A 19557-nucleotide genomic window follows, 5' to 3' on the forward strand; every position below is an offset into this window, starting at 1 on the left:
TGTTTCAGCGCGCGGCGAGGTAGGCGCGCAGCGCGCGGCGCAAGCGCGCAAGGCCTTCGCTCAGTTCGGCATCGGTGAGGTTGAGCGCCGGCACGAAGCGCAGCACGTCCGGGCCGGCCTGCAGGGTCAGCAGGCCGTGCGCGGCGGCGTGGTCGAGGATCGCACCGGCCTGGCCGGCATGCGCCGGCGCCAGCACCGCGCCCAGCATCAGGCCGCGGCCGCGGACCTGCGCGAACAGTGCGAATTCGTCGTTGAGCGCCGCCAGGCCCTTGCGCAGCGCCGCGGACTGCCGCGACACGTTGGCGGCGATCGCGGTCGAGGACAGCTTGCGCAGCGCCACCCGCGCCACCGCCGCGGCCAGCGGGTTGCCGCCGAAGGTGGTGCCGTGCGCGCCGAACTGCATGGTCTCGGCGACCTTGGGCCCGGCCAGCAGCGCGCCGATCGGGAAGCCGCCGCCCAGCGCCTTGGCCAGGGTCACGATGTCCGGCTTCACCTGATCCTGCCAGTGCGCGAACAACGTGCCGGTGCGGCCCATGCCGCACTGGATCTCGTCCAGCACCAGCAGCGCGCCGTGGTGATCGCACAGCGCCCGTACCTGCGACAGGAAGCCCGGCGCCGCCGGCATCACTCCGCCCTCGCCCTGCACCGGCTCCAGCATCACGGCGGCCACGTCGCCGCCGGCCATGGCCGTTTCCAACTGCACGATGTCGTTGAAGTCGACGTAACGGAAACCGCCGGGCAGCGGCTCGTAGCCTTCCTGGTACTTGGGCTGCGCGGTGGCGGTCACCGCGGCCAGGGTGCGGCCATGGAAACTGCCGCGGAAGGTGACGATCACCCGCTGCTGCGGCGGACGGCCCTGGGCGCTGGCCCACTTGCGCACCAGCTTGATCGCCGCCTCGTTGGCCTCGGCGCCGGAATTGCACAGGTACGCCTTGTCGGCGAAGCGCGAGGCCACCACCAGTTCCTCGACCAGGCGCAGCGGCGGCTCGCTGTAGAACACGTTGCTGGTGTGCCACAGCTTGCCGGCCTGTTCGAGCAGCGCCGCCTGCAGGTCCGGATCGTTGTGGCCGAGCCCGCACACGGCGATGCCGGCGGACAGGTCGATGTAGTCGCGTCCCTCGCTGTCCCACACCCGCGCGCCCTGGCCGCGCTCCAGCACCAGTTGGCGCGGACGGTAGATCGGCAGGGCATAGCGTTGACCGAGGGCGATCAGGTCCGCGGCGGAGGAAGCGGTCATCGGGGAAACATCCTGCGGGAGAGCATTCGATTATAAGACCGCCGGCAGCGCACGGCCGGGACTGCCGACCGCCGCCTGGACCGACGAGGCGGCCAGCTGCTGTGCCACACCGCCGCCGCCCGCGCGCGTGCCGCAGCAACCTCACCACGCCGTTGCTCGACCTGTGGGAGGGACTTCAGTCCCGACGCTTCAGCGCTACGGCGTCGGGGCTGACGCCCCTCCCACAGGGGCTTCTTGAGCAGTTGCGTCGCATCCGATCAGGGCGCCGCCTGCCGCGCCGGGTGGGCCCGCGACCGCCATGCGGCTCGGGTAGCATGGGCGCATGCGATTTTTCCTCGATTCCCAGCTCGCCCCGGCGACCGAACACGGCTGGCGGCGCCGCTGGTTCGACATCATCTACCGGCACGACACCAAGCCTTCGCGCAACTTCGACCTGTTGCTGGTCGCGGCGATCCTGGCCAGCGTCGCGGTGATCCTGGCCGACAGCGTGCCGGCGCTGCATACCCGCCACGCAGGCACCCTGTACGTGCTCGAATGGGGTTTCACTGCGTTGTTCACCGCCGAGTACGCATTGCGCCTGGCCACGGTGAAGCGGCCGCTGCGTTACGCGCTGAGCTTCTGGGGCGTGATCGACCTGTTGTCGATCCTGCCCACCTACATCTCGTTTCTGCTGCCCGGCGCGCAGACGCTGCTGGTGGTGCGCGTGCTGCGGGTGCTGCGGCTGTTCCGCATCCTCAAGCTGACCCGCTACGTTGAGGAAAGCAGCCTGCTGGTGGACGCCTTGTGGCGCAGCCGGCGCAAGGTGTTCGTGTTCCTGTTCACGGTGATCACCCTGGTGGTGATCTTCGGCGCGTTGATGTACGTGGTCGAAGGCCCGGCCAACGGCTTCACCAGCATCCCCACCGCGATGTACTGGGCGGTGGTGACGATGGCCACGGTCGGCTTCGGCGACATCGCCCCGCTCACGCCGCTGGGGCGCGCCATCACCTCGGTGCTGATCCTGATCGGCTACAGCATCATCGCCGTGCCCACCGGCATCTACACCGCCGAACTGGCCAACAGCCTGCGCGACGCCGACCGCAGCCGAGCGCCGGATCGACGCACCTGCGCACGCTGCGGCCTACACGGCCACGACCGCAACGCCGGCTATTGCCGGGGCTGCGGCCAGGCGTTGCCCGAGACCGCGCCCTGAGTCCTCACCAGACGCCGGTGTTGGGCATCGACGCCCATGGCTCGGCCGGGGCCAGCGCTTCGCCCTTCTGCAGCAGTTCGATCGAGATCAGGTCGGGGCTGCGCACGAAGGCCATGCGCCCGTCGCGCGGCGGACGGTTGATGGTCACGCCGAGCGACTGCAGGTGCGCGCACAGCGCATAGATGTCGTCGACCTCGAAGGCCAGGTGGCCGAAGTTGCGGGCGCTGCCGTAATCCTCGTCCGAACCCCAGTTGTAGGTCAGCTCGACCTCGGCTTCCGGGTTCTCCGGGGCGCCGAAGTACACCAGGGTGAACTTGCCGGCTTCGTTCTCGATGCGACGGGTTTCGTGCAGGCCCAGGCCTTCGGTGAAGAACGCGCTGGTCTTCTCCAGGTCGTGGACGCGGATCATGGCGTGCAGGTATTTCATCGTGACAGCTCCGAGGGTGGGGGATGGGACGCGCGCCGTGCCGCGGTGGCGCGCGGAAAGGGCGCATAGGGTAGCGCCGGCGGCGTGCAGGCATGGCGACGCCGTGGCCGGACCGGCTCAGCGGAAATAGCAGGCCTTCAACGGCAGCGCCGCCGCGCCCACCGCGCTGGCATCGGCGGTGGCGGCGGCCGGCAGCAGCAGCGGCAACGGCCGCGCCTGGCCGCGGCGCGGCTGGTTGTCGATGCGTACGTGCGGAATGAGCCGCGTGGCCAGCTCGCGCGGCATGCGCCCGCCGAACACCACCGCCTGCGGATCGAAGATCGCCACGATCGCCGACACGATCAGCGACAGGCCGGGCGCCACCCGCGCGATCCAGCGCTCGATCGCCGGCCACGCCGGATCGTAGGCCGCCAGCAGCGCGCGGATGTCGGGCAGCGCGATGCCGTCCTCGGCCAGCAGTTGCCGCAACAGTTCCAGCGTGCCGCGCTCCAGGCCCTGCTGCGGCAGCATGCCGGCGAACTCGCCGGCGTTGCCGTGCGCGCCGCGCAGGCAGGTGCCGTCGATCACCACGCCGCCGCCCAGGCCGTAGTTGAAGTGCAGATAGGCGAAATCGCGGTACTGGCGGCCGATGCCGAGCAGGCTCTCGCCCGCCGCCGCCACCGTGCCGTCGTTGTCCACCCACACCGGCAGCCCCAATGCCTCGGCCAGCCAGTCGCCGATCGACAGTTCGCCGAGCGCGCGCAGCGGCTCGGGCGGGTTCATGTGCACGCCGTCCTCGACGAAGAAGCCGGTCATCGCCACGCCGGCGCCCAGGCGCGGACCGAGCCCGGCACCCGCCGCGGCCGTCAGCGTGGCGTCGGCCTCGCGCAGTTGCGCCAGCAGTGCGGCCGGTTCGGTCGAGCGCAGCGCATGCTCGGCGGTGGCGCGGATCTGCCCGCTGAAATCCAGCAGCGCCAGCGACAGCGCATCGGTCGCGATCGCATAGCCGACGGTGTGGCCGTAGCCCGGATTGAGCGCGATGCCCGCACCCGGTTTGCCGCGGCCCGCGTGCGCCAGCGAGGCGCCGAACGCGACCAGGCCGCGCTCGGCCAGCGCGTCGACCAGGCGCACCGCCGACTGCACGGTCAGCCCGGTGCTGCGGCTGAGGTCGGCGCGCGTGGCCGTGCCGGCCAGGCGCAGGCGATCGAGCATGTGCCGCTCGTTGTCGCTGAGATCGGCATGGACGGCGTGGCGGGACTCGGGAAGACGCGGCAAGGCGACGGCGACTGGAGCGGGCATGGGCGGTGCTGGCATGAAGACCCCGGCAGCATAGCCGCGCCGCGCGCCGTCATTGCGGCACCAACCGCGATCGGATGGAACAGAGCGTTTTCGCACCGCGCCGCCGCGCGCATGCAGCGCGCGCGATCGTCCGATCCATGTCGTCGTTGCCCGCGGCGCGCAGCCGCATCGCGGTCCGGTCATCCGGCAACGCCGGGCCTCAGTGTAGGGTTCGACACAAACCGAGAACTTATCTCCTTATAAATCAATAGCTTGAAAAAGTTCGGATAGCTAACGAGGATCAATGTAGCGGGAAGATGCGACTTTCGATGCTGTCGCCCCAAAATGGCAGGTATTTCGCGCATGTCGCTTGGTCATAGCCGCTAAGTCCACAGCAAAGGTCCCGACGGATGGCGGAGCACATAACTCGCACGGGTCAATCCCGCTAGGCAGCGGAACGGCCACCCGTTCGCCGCAAAGAGCTCACTTTGCCATTGTTATCGGGCCGCGTCTTCGGACTTGCATCAACTCGGTCGCCCCAAGCTTCTATCTACCGTCATATGAGACACCCTAGTTAAACGCAGAAGATTCGACAAACTAACCGAACGGATGTCTCGACTGCACCGCATACCCAAATCCCGTTGCTGCTTTGGCTAATCATTTACGCTTTTGGACCGCACATTGGTTACCACCCGGCGATGAGAAGGCCTCGCTGGAACGGCGGATCACCGCCGCGCTCCTCGATTCCACGAACTATCGACCGGACGGCCGGGGAAACTGGGAGTTCACCGCACCCTGCCTGCTCGTGGACGAAATCAAGCCTGCCAACATGCGCACGCGCCTTCGCGCATCCAATTGACGATCCCACGTCAGTGCCAACAGTGGTTTGATAACACGGTTTCCATTGGTAATGAAGATGCGAGTACGCTGTATGAATCGCTTGCACTTCCACCGCACAATGAGCCTTGGATACAACAGCGATTTGAACGCGCGATCGCTGCCACTCTCATGGCACTCGCCCCGGTTTGGCTGGCCCAGAACGCCCAGGCTAAAGCGCCTATCACGTTCATAGTCGAATCTGCCTTAGTGTCGCTATCGGATACCGCGCAGGACATGAGCAAGGCGCGATTCCCGACATCACATACGAGAATGGATTTCGTTGCCCTAGCGCTCACCCGACGGTGGGCTTTAGACCCAGTTGACGGCGTTGATCATTACATCATCCAGTTGCTGACCAGCAATGACCGATCTGCGATCCAAGCTGTCATTGCCGAGGCTTATCGGCACCGTGAGGCGCTCGCGGAGCGCTGGTGGCGGTTGCTCTACGTCGGCATGCTTTGGAGCGGCCTGAGTATGTTAGCGCCCTGCTACGGCGATGCCGATGTGGTCGAACGGGCGTGGAGACGTTGGCGTGGAAGCCTTCACAGGATGTCGTTGAGTGCAGCGTGTACGCCGCAGGCACTGAGAATCGGCCGCATCGACGTGGGTTGCTTGCGGCTGTTGTACCGCCGCAAGCTGCGATACTACCTTGAGGACTCGTGGCGACGACGTCCGGATTTGATGGGCGCGCTTGTTTTGCAGGATCGATGCGCACCCTCGTGTGACTCGCTGGCTAGGCAGAACACTCGACTTTTTAACAGTAATTGCAAACACCGATCAAGACCAAATATCCTATCAGTAGCGTGAGCACGAGCCTCACCGCTCGGTCAGGCATATATGCTGCCACATACTGCCAAGATCGCACACGATCTACGCTTCGCAAGGCATGGCACCCGTCCGCGTCGCGTGCCGTGCATCGCCAGACCGCTTAGAATCGTTCTAATTCCCCCGCGCCTTTTCGCGACACATCCCTTGGCGAGGTCGTTTCGAATGTTTACTTTCCACTTTTCTCATCAGTGCGCCCTCTAAATATAGGTCATTTAGCCCATTTTCCATGGAGCGTGCACGTCAAACGTGCATATCATTTATCCTTTTAAGCTCATCAACACCATCCAAGTAGATCCCAATGGCTTCAGGGCGCCCAACTTGGCAATAGTACATAGTTTCCTGTAGCGGGCACTCTTTTTCGACAACCTCTTTGATATCCGAAGTATTTCTCCCAGAAGCATCGGCTAATCTATTTAAGAAGAACTCATGCCACCGCGGCTCCATTTGGTTAATTTCACTGTTAGCTTGCACGCCCAATTCTTCATGCTTACTTATATCTATCCATTTTTTATCATAGATAAAGAAATGCAGCAAATCACTTGCATAAGACATCCGGAAGAAAGTACTAACCAAGGTGCGCCATGTCACTATATTCATTCCCAGTGCCTTTAGCGCAGGCAAAAAGGCCTCAATTCTGTAAAGAAGACGCGCAACAAATATTGCCGATAGAGCTGCATTTACAGGAAGAAAAGTTCCCAAGACTGTTATAGCACCAGATCGGATGAGGCCATTCGACACTGATGCATGTGATCCGGCTAGTGCGAATGTGGAGCAGGCGCTCAGAATCACAATAGGTGGTATGCGCGTTTCACCAGCAAGATCCCAAGGATCAACCCTCTCATTGCCGATCGTTAACCATCCATGACTGTCGCCACCGCCATGATCGCCGTGACAGTCAAAAATCACCAGCATCCCATCATATTGCTTCAGTTCGCAAATAAGAGACGCACGATCATCAACATCCACAAACTTGACCTTTAGACGCTCAAGTTCAAAACTTTTAATCGCCGTTTCCAAGGAGAACTTTATTGGATCGTTGTGCGCGAAGGATCGCAGCACTAGCACTTCTTCTAGCTGCTCTGCCCCAATAATTGACATGCCCGAGTTTATACATTGCTGCAACATTAGGTTGCCAGGTGTCATGCCGATACGAGAAGTCTCATGTCGAATCATGAGAGGTATTCCATCTATCCGAATCCACTCAACCGGAACGTCAGATACAACTGTGATTGCTTCAGAATGCGAGCGAATTTCCTCAAGAATTCTAGGACTTATACTCCGTGTTAAATCAGATTCCAAATTAATGTAACTCCGCTGCAAAAGCCGCCGCGCCCTCGCATCGTCCTTCATCGCATGACGTTCTACTTCACGGAGCGAAGATGCACAGAAGTTTATAGAATTTGGCAGTCTAATGGCCGGCTGTAAGCCGTTGGCGGCCAAAGCAGCTATAGCACTTGCAACAAGGCGCAGCTCAATTTGGCGAATGGCCAGCAGGCTCGACACTGCTGGGTCCTTAAATATATCCTCTATCTCACTCTTGTTTTCAATGTGAACGGAATAGCCTGAATAGGCTTTATTGCGAAATACACCATCCTTCAAAAATACCCTGGCTTTACGACTTTTTATGGATCTGATTATACCATTCCAAAAATGACTATCGAATGAGTAAAACTGCCGGTGAATCGATGGCGCAAACAGGACGACGTTTGTAGACGACTCTCCAATCAAGCTTCTAGCGCGCTGGACCGATGAAATTATTGCGCTTACATATGGATCCGCATCACCTGCCGAGATTGGCTTAGCTCCGCTGTAGGAATAGCCTAAAGATACGCATAGGGCTTCGTTAGGAATAGTTACACCTGAGACCCGGGAATGCTCTGTACCGTCAGGAAACTTTTTCCTAAGAGGAAGAGACAAAATAGTGTCCCTTAAATTATCTGAGGAAGTGCTCACTAGCTTGTCCCTGATAGCCACATCGAGAACTTGAGCTGGATGACCATGATAGCCCGCAAGACAAACCGCCCCCTTTGTTTTATCGTTGGTCACCAATATTACGTTCGGGTGAACGCAGCTAGCATTGACTAGGGCGATTTCCTTAGCCATTCCAATAACAATGGGTATGCGGCGTGACCAGTCAAGGGATGCCTGAAGCTTCAAAAATCCATTAGGGCTTATAATGGATGCCCTTTTAATTCTAAATTCACCTCGGAACTCATGGATATCTTTTATTTCACAAAAGATTTCCTGCGGCGAGACTGGCAAAACAGCCATCAACTCTACAAGAAGCGAAAACATGGGTTGTGCAATACCACTGCCGAAGCCCTGAAAAGGGGTATATTCGCCCTCGCCATCTGATGCCAAGACAAAATATTCTAACCGCACATTTAGCAACGGACCTCTTTTGTAGGCACTCAAGATATTTTCATCCAATAGTTCCAGCACGCCCAGCCTTCCAAGTTTCGTCAACGTCCACGATACTCTATATTCCACACTTATCCTGTCCACTACCAGCAGGACTTCTCCGCAGGCCGCGCACTTCCACCTAGACTATGCTATTTAAGAGCGGCCGATCAGGCTCCTAGATTAGATTCCGCCTTTTCACTTAGAGAGGCTTAATCTGTACCGGCAACTCTGGTATCAATGCTTCGTTCTCAGTGAAGAAGCGCCTTCAACTGAGCACGCCGTTGTCAAGCAACTACGATCTGAGCTAATCACGGTACCTCTTAGCTCAAAGTCTCAGTTCAACCTTGCCTTACCACCGTGCGCTGGAACATCTAGGACGTCACCGCTTTGGCAACAGCCAGTCATACTCAGTCCAGGAACAGGTCCGGCAGCAATGGCTGCGACGGATCCAGCGCATAACCGGACAGATCGTGCACGCCGGCCTCCGCCAGCACCGCGTCGTCGATCAGGAACTGGCCATGAAAGCCGGCGGCCGGCCGGGTCAGCACGGCGTGCGCGGCGTCGGCCATGATCTCCGGGCGGCGGCCGTTGCCGGCATCGACCCCGGGGATCATGTTCAGCGCCTCGGTGGCGATCAGCGTGCGCGGCCACAGCGCATTGACGGCGACGCCCTGCGGGCCGAACTCGCCGGCCAGGCCCAGGGTGACGAAGCTCATGCCCATCTTGGCCAGGGTGTAGCCGGTATGCGGCGCCCACCACTTGGGATCCAGCGACGGCGGCGGCGCCAGGGTCAGGATGTGCGGATTGGCGCTACGCAGCAGATGCGGCAGGCAGGCCTGCGCGCACAGGAAGCTGCCGCGCGCGTTGACCTGCTGCATCAGGTCGAAACGCTTCATCGGCGTCTCCAGCGCGCCGCGCAGCCAGATCGCACTGGCGTTGTTGACCAGGATGTCGATGCCGCCGAAGGCCTCCACCGTCGCCGCCACCGCCGCACGCACCTGCTCCTCTTCGCGGATGTCGCACTTCAGCGCCAACGCGCGCCCACCGGCAGCCTCCACCGCCGCCGCCGCACTGTGGATGGTGCCGGGCAACTTGGGATTGGGCACCGCCGACTTCGCCGCGATCGCCACGTTGGCCCCATCGCGCGCCGCACGCAGCGCGATCGCCAGCCCGATGCCGCGCGAGGCACCGGTGATGAGGAGGGTTTTACCTTTTAGAGTCACGGGATTGGGGATTCGGGATTCGGGATTGGGGATTGGGGATTGGGGATTGGGGATTCGCCAAAGCTTAGCGCCTTGCCGTCCCCGCCATGACAGCGTCAGACACCCGCCGCCCGCTTTTACGAATCCCCAATCCCGAATCCCCACTCCCGGCTCTTCAGGGCTTCGGCCCCTGCCCCTCGTTGTCTTCCCACTTGAGCAGGCGACGGGTGACGAAGCGGTACACCGGCTTGCCGCTGGCGAACCAGAGTTCGCGCACCCAGGAGTGGCGCTTGAGCAGGCGCCGCTCGACCGGGGTCAGCGCGTGCGCACAGTACATGCGCTTGTGCTTGAGCAGATGGCGAAGGTCTTCGCGCGCCAGCAGGCGCATCCAGCGCGAGCGTGGTGCGCCGCGCACGGCGAGCTGGAAATCGATCAGCGCCGGGCTGCCGTCCGCCAGCACCAGCCAGTTCGCTTCCTTGGCCAGGTCGTTGTGCGCCACGCCGCGCCGATGCACCTGCTGCAGCAGGCGTCGCGCGGCGCGGAAATAGGCCAGGTCGCCGCGCGGCGGCCGCTGGTACATGGCTGCGCCGTCCAGGTAGCTGCGGTCCAGGAAGGTGCCGTCCCAGCCGCGCAGCTGCGGCGTCGCCGGCATGCCGTCCAGCTGCCGCAAGGCGAGCGCCTCGCGCCGTGCCAGCCACCACGCCGGCAGCCGCAGCCACCACGGCGAGGCGGTGAGGTCGCGGCGCACGAAGCGCGCGTCGCCCTCGCCCAGCAGCAGGATGCGGCCGAAGCTGTCGGCCTTGAGGATCTGGACGGTGCGGGGAGCGGCGGCAGGCATCCGGCCAGTGTAGAGGGTGCGACGCGGTTTGACGGGTCTGCGCGGTCGCCCGCACCTCCAGGCAGGCACCTGGTCCGGTGCGAGCCACCTGGGCGTCGTGCCAGGCGCCACGGCAGGCTGCGCCGGCGGATCGGCTACCGCCCTGGAAAGCGGCGGCGCCACGCACAGGCCTCGGCGCGGCGGCGCCGACATGACCGGCGCGGGACGGCGACCACGAGGTGCCGACGGCGGACCAGGCCTGCCCGGCAGCCCGGTTGCGCAAGGCCGGTCGCCCGACACGGCACCCCGGCGCTAACGGACCGTCATCACGCTCCCTCTATACTTGCCCGATGAATGCCTCATGGACCGATGCCACGCTGGAGTGGATCGCAGCACACCCCATCCTGGCCGGCGCGGTCATCTTCGCCATCGCGTTCTGCGATGCGGTCATCATCCTCGGTACCCTGGTGCCGGCGCTGCCCTTGCTGTTCGCGATCGGCGTGCTGATCGGCCTGGGCCAGATCTCCGGCCCGTACGCGGTGGTCAGCGCCGCGCTCGGCGCCCTGATCGGCGATGCGCTCAGCTACTGGGTCGGCTACCGCTGGGGCCATCAGCTGCGCAACTACTGGCCGTTCAAGCGCTATCCGCAGTTGCTCGACCGCGGCGAAGCGATGTTCCGGCGCAACGCGTTCAAGAGCATCCTGGTGGCACGCTACGTCGGCGCCATCCGTCCGTTCGTGCCGGCGGTGGCGGGCATGATGAAGATGCCGCTGCGGCGCTATCTGCTGCCCAGCAGCGTGGCCGCGGTGACCTGGTCGCTGCTGTTCCTGGGGCCGGGCTGGCTGCTGGGCCAGGCCTACGACGCGGTGGCCGCGGTCGCCGGGCGCCTGTTCCTGGTGCTGGGCCTGCTGGCGCTGGCGCTGGGCCTGGTGTGGGCGATCGTGCTGTACGGCTACCGCTGGTCGGCCGGGCACATGGACGCATTGCTGGCGCGGGCGCTGGACTGGTCGCGCCGGCATCCGGTGCTGGGCCGCTATTCGATCGCGGTGTTCGACCCGCAGCGGCGCGAGTCGGTACCGCTGGCGATGCTGGCGGTGATGCTGCTGGCGCTGGGCTGGGGCTGGTTCGCGCTGTTGATGGTGGTGGTCGCGCACGGCGAGCCGCTGCGCCTGGACCTGGCCGTGCACGACCTGATGCTGGCCTTGCGCAACCCGCTGGCCGACTACCCGATGACCGCCCTGGCCTCGCTCGGCAACTGGCAGGTGCTGGTGCCGCCGACCGCGCTGGGACTGCTCTACCTGGCCTGGCGTCGGCGCTGGATGGCCGCGGCGCACTGGCTGGCGGCGCTGGCGTTCGGCCTGGCCCTGACCAAGCTGCTCGGCGCCACCGTGCACGTGGTGCGCCCGCCGGCGGCCAGCAGCGGTTTCGGCTTCCCCTCGGTGGCGGTGACCATGGCCACCATCAGCTTCGGTTTCTTCGCGGTGCTGATCGCGCGCGAACTGCCGGGGCGCTCGCGGGTGTGGCCGTACCTGCTGTCCGGCGCGGTGGTGACCCTGATCGGCTTCGCCCGCCTGTACCTGGGCGCGCACTGGCTCAGCGACGTGGTCGGCGGCATGCTGTTCGGCATCTTCTGGCTGCTGGTGCTGGGCATCGCCTACCGCCGCCGCTTCAACCGCGGCTTCTGGATGAAGCCGCTGGCCTGGCTGTTCTACGGCGGCTTCGCGATCGCCGCGCTGTGGTACGCGCCGCGCCAGCTGGAACGCAAGCTGGCGAAGTTCGAACCGCCGCCGCCGCAGGTGACGCAACTGGCCGACGCGGCTTGGTGGCAGCGCGACTGGCGGCAATTGCCGTCGCGGCGCAACGAGTTCGACGACGACCAGCGCTGGCCGCTGGACATCCAGGTGGCCGGGCCGCTGGCGCCGCTGCAGCGCCAGCTCGAAGCGGCTGGCTGGCGGGTGCAGCCGCAGGCCGGGTGGCAGCAGGCGCTGCAGTTGCTCGACTACAAGGCCAAGCCCGCGCAGGTGCCGGTGCTGCCGGCGACGCTGGACACGCGGGTGGAATCGCTGCTGATGCTGCGCCCCGGCCCGAATCCGGACGAGCTGTACGCGCTGCGCCTGTGGCCGGCGCCGGCGCGCCTGCAGCCGGGCAACGTGCCGCTGTGGCTGGGCAGTGCGCAGAGCCTGCGCTACGAACGCCACTTCAACCTGATCGGGCTGTGGCGGCCGCTGCGCGGTGCCGATCCTGCGCTCAACGCGGTGACCGAGGCGCTGCACGCGCTGCCCACGCGCAAGGACATGCACCGCCGCAGCGAGATCCCGGTGCTGCTGGTGCGCAGCGACGGCGACGCACCGCCGTCGCCCTGAGCGGCGGCGGCCCGCCTTCGCTTCGGACCGATCAGCGCTGCGCCGACGTAGCGTTCATGCAGGCACCGGCGGGTAGCGATGCGATGTCGCTTATTTCACCTCGACCCGGATCGAACGCGAGTCGGTGGCGCGATCCTCCCAATGCCGGGAGTAGACGAGATCGATCGTGCCGCTGCCGTGATCGGTGGCCTTGAAGGTGTAGGTGACATTGCTCGGGCAGCCCATTCGGCCCGTTGCGCAGTCCGTGCCGGGTGCATGCTCGATGTCGAGCAGCGACAGCGGCGCGGGCAGGCTGCGCAAGGCCCAGGCGCTGCCGGTCGACCCGTTCTCCGAGAGGGTGATCGCGAACAGTTGCCCGCGCTGCAGGGCGAACGGCTTCATCGACGGCGCCAGGCAGGTCTTGGGCGACACTTGGTCGGCATTGCCGGTGACCAGGGCGATGGAGCCGCGCGGGCAGTCGGCCTGACTGGCTGCGGCAGCGGGCGCGGGTGCCGTCTCGGCGGCGATGGCAGGCAGGCTCAGACAGCCGCCGGCGGACAGCAACAACAGCAGGAAGGAACGCCTCATACGAAGTCCTCGATCATGCGTGGATAGGACGTCAGGCCGCCGTGGCGGGATGCCGTTGCCGGCGGCCGGGCGTGGCCGCCGATCACTGCCAAGCGTGGCCTGCGCCTGCTAGCGGCGCGCTGAATGCCGTCTGCGGCACGCGCGTGGGCCGCCTGGGGCGTGACCAACCGAGAACAGCGCGCGGCGATCGTGGCGGATGATGGCGCAGCGCCGCACGGATAGTGGCCGCGGTGCTCTACGTCAGACCAGGACGGCGACACCGCCCTCGCCTGCCTCGATCAGGGAATCCAGGCCAGCAGCTGGTCCAGCCGCGCGTGCGGGTCGTCTTCCTGCAGCAGCGACAGGCGCTGGCGTTCGTCCAGCGGCAGCAATTCGGCCATGCGCCAGCCGACCCAGGCGGCCTGGTCGAGCTGGCGCGGACCGGCCAGCGGATACACCGCGGCGGCCTGGTCGAGGATGCTGTCGAGCACGGTCGCCAGGAGCGCATGCTGCGGACGCAGTTCGTCGTCGCCATCGGCCTCGCGCCATTCCACGTCGCCGACCACCAGGCCGTTGTCGCGGACCCGGCTGCGCAGCACGTGGAAGCGCCGCGCGCCGCGCAGGCTCAGCACCAGCACGCCATCGGCGCCGACATCGAAATCGACGATGCGCGCCTCCGTGCCAAACGCCGCCGGCACCGCCGGGGCGCCGGTCTCGCTGCCGTCGAGGATCAGGCAGACGCCGAAGCCGCTGTCGGTGCGCCCGCATTCGCGGACCAAGTCCAGATAGCGGCGCTCGAACACCCGCAGCTTGATCGAGGCGCCGGGCAGCAGCACCGCGTGCAGCGGGAACAGCGGCAGCGTGGTCCGCTGCGCGCTCACGCGCCGGCTCCGCCGTGCGCGGCCAACCTCATTGCAGCGCCGCCAGGAAGCGGCGGGGTGCGCCATCGAAGCCGCCGTTGGACATGAACACCACATGGTCGCCAGCGCGCGCCTGCGCCTGCAGCGCCGCCAGCAGGGCGTCGACGTCGGCCGCCGCACAGGCATCGCCGCGCACCGCAGCGATCACCTTGCCCGCATCCCAGGCCAGTTCCGGCCGCTGCAGGAAGACCACCGCGTCGGCGGCCTCCAGCGACGGTGCCAGCGCCTGCGCATGCGCGCCCAGCCGCATCGAATTGCTGCGCGGCTCCATCGCCACCACGATGCGCGCCGCACCGACCTTGGCGCGCAGGCCTTCGAGCGTGGTGCGGATGGCGGTGGGATGGTGGGCGAAGTCGTCGTAGACGGTGATGCCCTGCGCCTGGCCGAGCACTTCCAGGCGCCGCTTGACGCTGCGGAAGCGCGCCAGCGCCGGCATCACCTGCGCCGGCGCCACGCCCACCGCATGCGCCGCCGCCAGCGCGGCCAGCGCGTTCATCACGTTGTGGCGGCCGAGCAGCGGCCATTCCACCTCGCCCAGTTCGCGGCCCTGGTGCAGCACCACGAAGCGGCTGCCGTCGGCGGCAAGCAGGCGTGCACTCCATTCGAAGGCCGGATCGAAGCCGAAGCGCTCCACCGGCGTCCAGCAGCCCATCGCCAGCACCTCGCGCAGGTGCGCATCCTCGCCGTTGACGATCAGCCGGCCGCGGCGCGGCACGGTCCGCACCAGATGGTGGAACTGGCGCTGGATCGCGGCGACATCGGGGAAGATGTCGGCGTGGTCGTACTCGAGGTTGTTGAGGATCGCCACCAGCGGCCGGTAGTGCACGAACTTGCTGCGCTTGTCGAAGAACGCGGTGTCGTACTCGTCGGCCTCGACCACAAACAGCGGCCGGCCCGCTAGGGCCGGCTCCTGATGTCCTTCTCCCTCCGGGAGAAGGTGGCGCGCAGCGCCGGATGAGGGTTCGGCCGCCGCCGCCCCCAGCCGAGCGGACACGCCGAAATCCTCGGCCACCCCGCCGATCAGGAAGCCAGGCTCGCGCCCGGCGGCCTGCAGCAGCCATGTCAGGATGCTGGTGGTGGTGGTCTTGCCGTGGGTGCCGGCCACCGCCAGGGTGTCGCGCCCCGGCAGCACCTGCTCGCTCAGCCACTGCGCGCCGGAGGTGTAGGCGCGCCCGGCGTCGAGCACCGCCTCGACCGCGGCATTGCCGCGCGACAGCGCGTTGCCGACGATCACCTGGTCGCAGTCCGCGGCGATGTGCTCGGGCAGGTACCCCTGCTTCAGCGCGATGCCCAGGCGCTCCAGCTGTGTGGACATCGGCGGGTAGATCGCCTGGTCGCTGCCCTCGACCGCATGGCCGAGTTCGCGCGCCAGCGCGGCGACACCGCCCATGAACGTACCGGCGATGCCGAGAATATGGATCTTGCTCATGGCCGGATTGTCGCCGATCCCCCGGCGCACGCAAACCGGCGGCGTCATGGCCGCTGGGCCTGGCAGACACCGCATGGGGTGGAGTCGGAGACGTCTCGCCACTGCGCAGTCAAGTAGGGAATCCCCCACACGGGCTGGGGAAAGTTCCCGATAGGCAAGTCGGGAGTGGCCGCCGAAAATGAACGGGCCAGCCTCGACACCCTGTGGTTCTACTCCCCAAGAGACCATCCCCAAGGGAGCTCATGTCGTGGGGCCCTGAGCAAGCCCGCTCGCTGGCACCTTCTTTTCCTGATCCCGGCTCTCAAGGGCATGCGGGACGCGCGCCCATGGATAGGGCTCGCTGTGCTGCAGCTCAGCGGGACACGTCTTTACCGTCATGGAATCGGCTTCAGCCGCGACGGGCTATACCGGGAATGCGCGTCGCGGCTGAAGCCGCTCCTACGGGCGCTTCGTGTCGTGACTGGAAACGCACGACCATGCGGGATGCCATGCCGTCTGCACGTCCGGCGCCGCTGCGGGCGCCGGCGTGCCGTGCCGCCTCAGCGGCCGATCGCCGCCAGGATGCGGGCGAGCACCTCGTCCTGCGAGCCGACGCCATCGACCCGCGCCAGGGTGCCGCGCTTGTCGTAGAAACCGATCACCGGCGCGGTCGAATCGGTGTAGACCTGCAGGCGCTTGCGCACCGACTCGGGGTTGTCGTCCTCGCGGCCTTCGGCCTTGGCGCGGCCGGCGATACGCTCGACCAGCAGTTCATTGGCCACGTCCAGTTGCACCACCGCGTCCAACGGCTGGCCGAGCTTGGCCAGCAGTTCGTCCAGCGCACCGGCCTGGGCCAGGTTGCGCGGGTAGCCGTCGAGGATGAAGCCGTTGCGTACGTCGTCGCGGCCGAGGCGCGATTCGAGCATGCCCAGCAGGATGTCGTCGGAGACCAAGTCGCCGCGCGCCATCACTTCCTTGGCCTGCACGCCCAGCGGGGTGCCGGCGGCGACTTCGGCGCGCAGCAGATCGCCGGTGGAGATGTGTGGAATCTGCAGCTTGTCCTTCAGGCGGGCCGCCTGCGTGCCCTTGCCCGATCCGGGCGGTCCCAACAGAACCAATCGCATCAACCTGACTCCTCGAGGAAAGTACCGTGCGCGGCCGGCGGCGTTAGACTCGGGGGCCACGCCTGCGCTGCACCGCAAGATCCCCAGCTTACCGCATCCAGGCAATGTCCCGGCAATGTCCCCACCCCAGGAGCGAACCCCGACCATGGCCCAAGGCACCCTGCTGTACGCCCAGTCCGGCGGCGTCACCGCCGTCATCAACGCCAGCGCCGCCGCCGTCATCGGCGAAGCGCGGGCGCGCAAGGTCAAGGTGCTGGCCGCGCGCAACGGCATCCTCGGCGCGCTGCGCGAGGACCTGATCGACACCTCCAAGGAGTCGGCGGCGGCGATCGCCGCGCTGGCCCACACCCCCGGCGGCGCATTCGGCTCCTGCCGCTACAAGCTCAAGTCGCTGGAAGCGGACCGCGCCAAGTACGAGCGTCTGCTGCAGGTGCTGCAGGCGCACGACGTGCGCTACTTCCTCTACAACGGCGGCAACGATTCGGCCGACACCGCGTGGAAGGTCTCGCAGCTGGCGCAGGCGTTCGGTTATCCGCTGCACTGCATCGGCGTACCCAAGACCATCGACAACGACCTGGCGGTCACCGACACCTGTCCGGGCTTCGGCTCGGCGGCCAAGTACACCGCGGTGTCGGTGCGCGAGGCGGCGCTGGACGTGGCGGCGATGGCCGAGACCTCGACCAAGGTATTTGTCTACGAAGCCATGGGCCGCCATGCCGGCTGGCTGGCCGCCGCCGCCGGGCTGGCTGCGCAATCGCCGGACGACGCGCCGCAGATCATCCTGTTCCCCGAACGCGCCTACGACGAAGCCGCCTTCCTGGCACAGGTGCGCAAGGTGGTGGACAAAGTCGGCTGGTGCGTGGTCGTAGCCAGCGAAGGTATCCAGACCGCCGACGGGCGCTTCGTCGCCGATGCCGGCGGCGGCACCGATGCGTTCGGGCACAGCCAGCTCGGCGGCGTGGCCTCCTACCTGGCCGGCAAGGTCAAGGCCGAACTCGGCTACAAGGTGCACTGGACCCTGCCCGACTACCTGCAGCGTTCGGCACGCCACATCGCCTCGCGCACCGACTGGGAGCAGGCGCAGGCGGTCGGCAAGGCCGCGGTGCAGTTCGCGCTGAAGGGCATGAACGCGGTGATGCCGGCGATCGTGCGCAGCAGCGACGCGCCGTACCGCTGGAAGATCGAGGCCGCACCGCTGGCCAAGGTCGCCAACCACGAGAAAAAGATGCCGGCCGGCTTCCTGCGCAAGGACGGCTTCGGCATCACCGAGAAAGCGCGCCGCTACCTGCAGCCGCTGATCCGCGGCGAGGCGCCGCTGCCGTACGGCAGCGATGGCCTGCCCAAGTACGTGGCGCTGAAGAACGTGGCGGTGAAGAAGAAGCTGCCGGCCTGGGAGGGGTGACCCGGCCTGCGCGCACCGGCCACTGCGGCGCAGCGGCGCAAGCCGAGGCGTGCGTGGCGCATGGAGGATGGCGCCACCGCCAGCGAACCCGTTGCCGAACGCCGCAGCGAACGCAGCGGCTTCACTTCATCGCGCTTGCCGTCCCCGCCATGCCGTTCTGGGCGCCCGCGCCGCGCATCCTTGCGACTGCCTGGCACCGGTTAACGCGGATGCAATGGATCCATTCCAATCGGGTCGTCAGCCCTAGCGCGCGTCGCGTTCCTGGACGGCATAGCGAACCGACACCGACGGCAGCATCAACGCAGGGGCTGCGGTGCCCGGCGTGACCAGCGCCTGGTCCACCGCGATCGCGTCGTCGCCCTCGCGCTGGACGAAGGCCTGGACCAGGCGCGTGCTAGCCGTCGGCAATAACGCCTGCGGGATCGGACTCGGCTTGCGGCCCATTCCCTCCAGCCATTGCGGACGCCCGGCGACGAGCCTCGTGCGCGGGTGCACCACCTGCAGATCGACCGAACCCGCGAGCAGGCCTACCGTCAGCGGCTTGCCGTGCCGCATCAGCACCACGGATCGGCCATGGGTCTTGGGCTCGGCGATGGCATACAGGTCGGCATCGGGCCGATTCATCGGGATCGGCGACAAGCCCGCCTGGTCGATGGTCAACGGGTCGATTCCCGTGGCGCGCTTGAGCCGCTGCGCCATCATCTCGACCTTTCCGCCCTCGGCCGCGATCGGCCGTTCCGCGACATGGTGTTCGCCGGCGTAGATCAGGATCTTGCCGGCGGGAGCCTGCTTGAGCGCGCGCCGGACCAGATTGTCGGCCTGATCCTGTTCCCGCTGCGCCTGCGCCTGGCCGGGATCGTCGGCATACTCCGTGCGCGTGGTTTCGTACGACACCGGGCGGTAGCCCAGTGCAAGCGACTGGCGCAGGAAATCGGCAAAGACCGGATCGTGCAGGTAATAGCCGCTCGGCTGCCGCACATAGCCGTCTTTCGAGAGCGCCGCCATTTTGTCGCGCGACACGGCATCGTCGGCATCGCGCTTCAACGCCTCCACCGCCAGCGTCGTGTAGCCGAGCGGACGCAAGGCTCGCGCGACCTCCAGCGCGAACGCGCGGCCGCGCGGATCGAGATGATTCTCGTCGAGGATCACGATGCTGGTCCGGCGCGCGCGGCGGACGATCTCCGCAAGCGCGGAAACGCCGTGCGCGCCACGCAGGTCGGCGAGTTGTTCCTTGGGCACGTGGAAGTCCGCCGTCTTGGCCGGATTGAACGTCGGCATACCGGTCATGCACGACATCACCTGCGTCCATTGGTCGAACACGTCCGCATCCTTGATGTCGGTCGCCGATGCGACACCGAGATGCGCCAGCAGGCCGAACGAGGCATCCAGATAGCGGCCATGCATGGCATCCTGCACGGATTGGTCGTTGGCGGCTTGAACACGCTTCGCTTCATCGGCCTCATCCGCCGCCGGCGAGGCCGCCGCGGAAGGCATCGCGGCTGACGCCGTCATCAGGAGCAGGCTACCGACGATCGATTGAAACCGCATAATG

14 protein-coding genes are annotated in these 19557 nt (G+C 65.9%); 3 read left to right on the forward strand and 11 right to left on the reverse strand.

Features of this window, described 5'->3' with window-relative positions; genetic code table 11:
• Positions 1-4: 4 nt before the first annotated feature.
• Positions 5-1237 (reverse strand): acetylornithine transaminase, encoded by a 1233-nt coding sequence (locus GGR71_RS03980; RefSeq protein WP_160962155.1) that lies wholly within the window; start codon positions 1235-1237, stop codon positions 5-7.
• A 322-nt stretch (positions 1238-1559) separates the two neighbouring features.
• Here GGR71_RS03980 and GGR71_RS03985 point away from each other — a divergent pair, with 322 nt between their 5' ends.
• Positions 1560-2429, forward strand: coding sequence for an ion transporter (locus GGR71_RS03985; RefSeq protein ID WP_160962153.1), 870 nt, complete (start codon positions 1560-1562; stop codon positions 2427-2429).
• A 4-nt stretch (positions 2430-2433) separates the two neighbouring features.
• Here GGR71_RS03985 and GGR71_RS03990 read toward each other — a convergent pair whose 3' ends face one another.
• The 5 genes from GGR71_RS03990 to GGR71_RS04010 form a co-directional block, all read right to left on the reverse strand.
• On the reverse strand, positions 2434-2856 hold the full coding sequence (locus GGR71_RS03990) for a VOC family protein (protein WP_048491776.1): 423 nt from the start codon (positions 2854-2856) through the stop codon (positions 2434-2436).
• 117 nt (positions 2857-2973) lie between these two features.
• Positions 2974-4134 carry an ROK family transcriptional regulator gene (locus tag GGR71_RS03995; RefSeq protein WP_184451631.1) on the reverse strand — a complete coding sequence of 387 codons (1161 nt, stop codon included), beginning with the start codon at positions 4132-4134 and terminating at the stop codon, positions 2974-2976.
• Between the two features lie 1926 nt (positions 4135-6060).
• Positions 6061-8262 (reverse strand): hypothetical protein, encoded by a 2202-nt coding sequence (locus GGR71_RS04000; RefSeq protein WP_160962149.1) that lies wholly within the window; start codon positions 8260-8262, stop codon positions 6061-6063.
• A 368-nt stretch (positions 8263-8630) separates the two neighbouring features.
• Positions 8631-9446, reverse strand: coding sequence for an SDR family oxidoreductase (locus tag GGR71_RS04005; protein ID WP_160962147.1), 816 nt, complete (start codon positions 9444-9446; stop codon positions 8631-8633).
• A 154-nt stretch (positions 9447-9600) separates the two neighbouring features.
• A complete protein-coding gene (locus GGR71_RS04010) occupies positions 9601-10263 on the reverse strand; it encodes a serine/threonine-protein kinase (RefSeq protein WP_160962145.1) in 663 nt (220 codons plus the stop codon).
• Positions 10264-10592: 329 nt separating this feature from the next.
• On the opposite strand from GGR71_RS04010, the gene GGR71_RS04015 reads away from it, so the two are divergent.
• Complete coding sequence (locus tag GGR71_RS04015; RefSeq protein WP_160962143.1) at positions 10593-12605, forward strand: bifunctional DedA family/phosphatase PAP2 family protein; 2013 nt, start codon at positions 10593-10595, stop codon at positions 12603-12605.
• 90 nt (positions 12606-12695) lie between these two features.
• On the opposite strand, the gene GGR71_RS04020 is transcribed toward GGR71_RS04015, so the two are convergent.
• The 4 genes from GGR71_RS04020 to GGR71_RS04035 all read right to left on the reverse strand — a co-directional run bounded on the left by GGR71_RS04020 (position 12696) and on the right by GGR71_RS04035 (position 16603).
• Positions 12696-13172 (reverse strand): protease inhibitor I42 family protein, encoded by a 477-nt coding sequence (locus GGR71_RS04020; RefSeq protein ID WP_160962141.1) that lies wholly within the window; start codon positions 13170-13172, stop codon positions 12696-12698.
• A gap of 278 nt (positions 13173-13450) precedes the next feature.
• On the reverse strand, positions 13451-14032 hold the full coding sequence (locus tag GGR71_RS04025; RefSeq protein WP_048491782.1) for an LON peptidase substrate-binding domain-containing protein: 582 nt from the start codon (positions 14030-14032) through the stop codon (positions 13451-13453).
• A gap of 28 nt (positions 14033-14060) precedes the next feature.
• Positions 14061-15500: a UDP-N-acetylmuramate:L-alanyl-gamma-D-glutamyl-meso-diaminopimelate ligase gene (gene mpl / locus GGR71_RS04030; RefSeq protein ID WP_160962139.1), complete on the reverse strand. Its 1440-nt coding sequence runs from the start codon at positions 15498-15500 to the stop codon at positions 14061-14063.
• 539 nt (positions 15501-16039) lie between these two features.
• On the reverse strand, positions 16040-16603 hold the full coding sequence (locus GGR71_RS04035) for an adenylate kinase (RefSeq protein ID WP_160962137.1): 564 nt from the start codon (positions 16601-16603) through the stop codon (positions 16040-16042).
• A gap of 145 nt (positions 16604-16748) precedes the next feature.
• Here GGR71_RS04035 and GGR71_RS04040 point away from each other — a divergent pair, with 145 nt between their 5' ends.
• The gene (locus GGR71_RS04040) at positions 16749-18005 is read left to right on the forward strand and encodes a 6-phosphofructokinase (protein ID WP_160962135.1); all 1257 of its coding nucleotides are present in this window, start codon (positions 16749-16751) and stop codon (positions 18003-18005) included.
• Positions 18006-18248: 243 nt separating this feature from the next.
• Here GGR71_RS04040 and GGR71_RS04045 read toward each other — a convergent pair whose 3' ends face one another.
• Complete coding sequence (locus tag GGR71_RS04045; protein ID WP_160962133.1) at positions 18249-19553, reverse strand: energy-coupling factor ABC transporter ATP-binding protein; 1305 nt, start codon at positions 19551-19553, stop codon at positions 18249-18251.
• Positions 19554-19557: the final 4 nt, after the last annotated feature.

Source organism: Xanthomonas sp. F1, from assembly GCF_014199855.1.

Bases quoted from the DNA above. Each gene is read 5' to 3' on its own strand.
- GGR71_RS03985 (WP_160962153.1), top strand. From the start codon at position 1,560: ATGCGATTTTTCCTCGATTCCCAGCTCGCCCCGGCGACCGAACACGGC.
- GGR71_RS03990 (WP_048491776.1), bottom strand. From the start codon at position 2,856: ATGAAATACCTGCACGCCATGATCCGCGTCCACGACCTGGAGAAGACC.
- GGR71_RS04020 (WP_160962141.1), bottom strand. From the start codon at position 13,172: ATGAGGCGTTCCTTCCTGCTGTTGTTGCTGTCCGCCGGCGGCTGTCTG.
- GGR71_RS04035 (WP_160962137.1), bottom strand. From the start codon at position 16,603: ATGCGATTGGTTCTGTTGGGACCGCCCGGATCGGGCAAGGGCACGCAG.
- GGR71_RS03995 (WP_184451631.1), bottom strand. From the start codon at position 4,134: ATGCCCGCTCCAGTCGCCGTCGCCTTGCCGCGTCTTCCCGAGTCCCGC.
- GGR71_RS04015 (WP_160962143.1), top strand. From the start codon at position 10,593: ATGAATGCCTCATGGACCGATGCCACGCTGGAGTGGATCGCAGCACAC.
- mpl (WP_160962139.1), bottom strand. From the start codon at position 15,500: ATGAGCAAGATCCATATTCTCGGCATCGCCGGTACGTTCATGGGCGGT.
- GGR71_RS04040 (WP_160962135.1), top strand. From the start codon at position 16,749: ATGGCCCAAGGCACCCTGCTGTACGCCCAGTCCGGCGGCGTCACCGCC.
- GGR71_RS03980 (WP_160962155.1), bottom strand. From the start codon at position 1,237: ATGACCGCTTCCTCCGCCGCGGACCTGATCGCCCTCGGTCAACGCTAT.
- GGR71_RS04045 (WP_160962133.1), bottom strand. From the start codon at position 19,553: ATGCGGTTTCAATCGATCGTCGGTAGCCTGCTCCTGATGACGGCGTCA.
- GGR71_RS04010 (WP_160962145.1), bottom strand. From the start codon at position 10,263: ATGCCTGCCGCCGCTCCCCGCACCGTCCAGATCCTCAAGGCCGACAGC.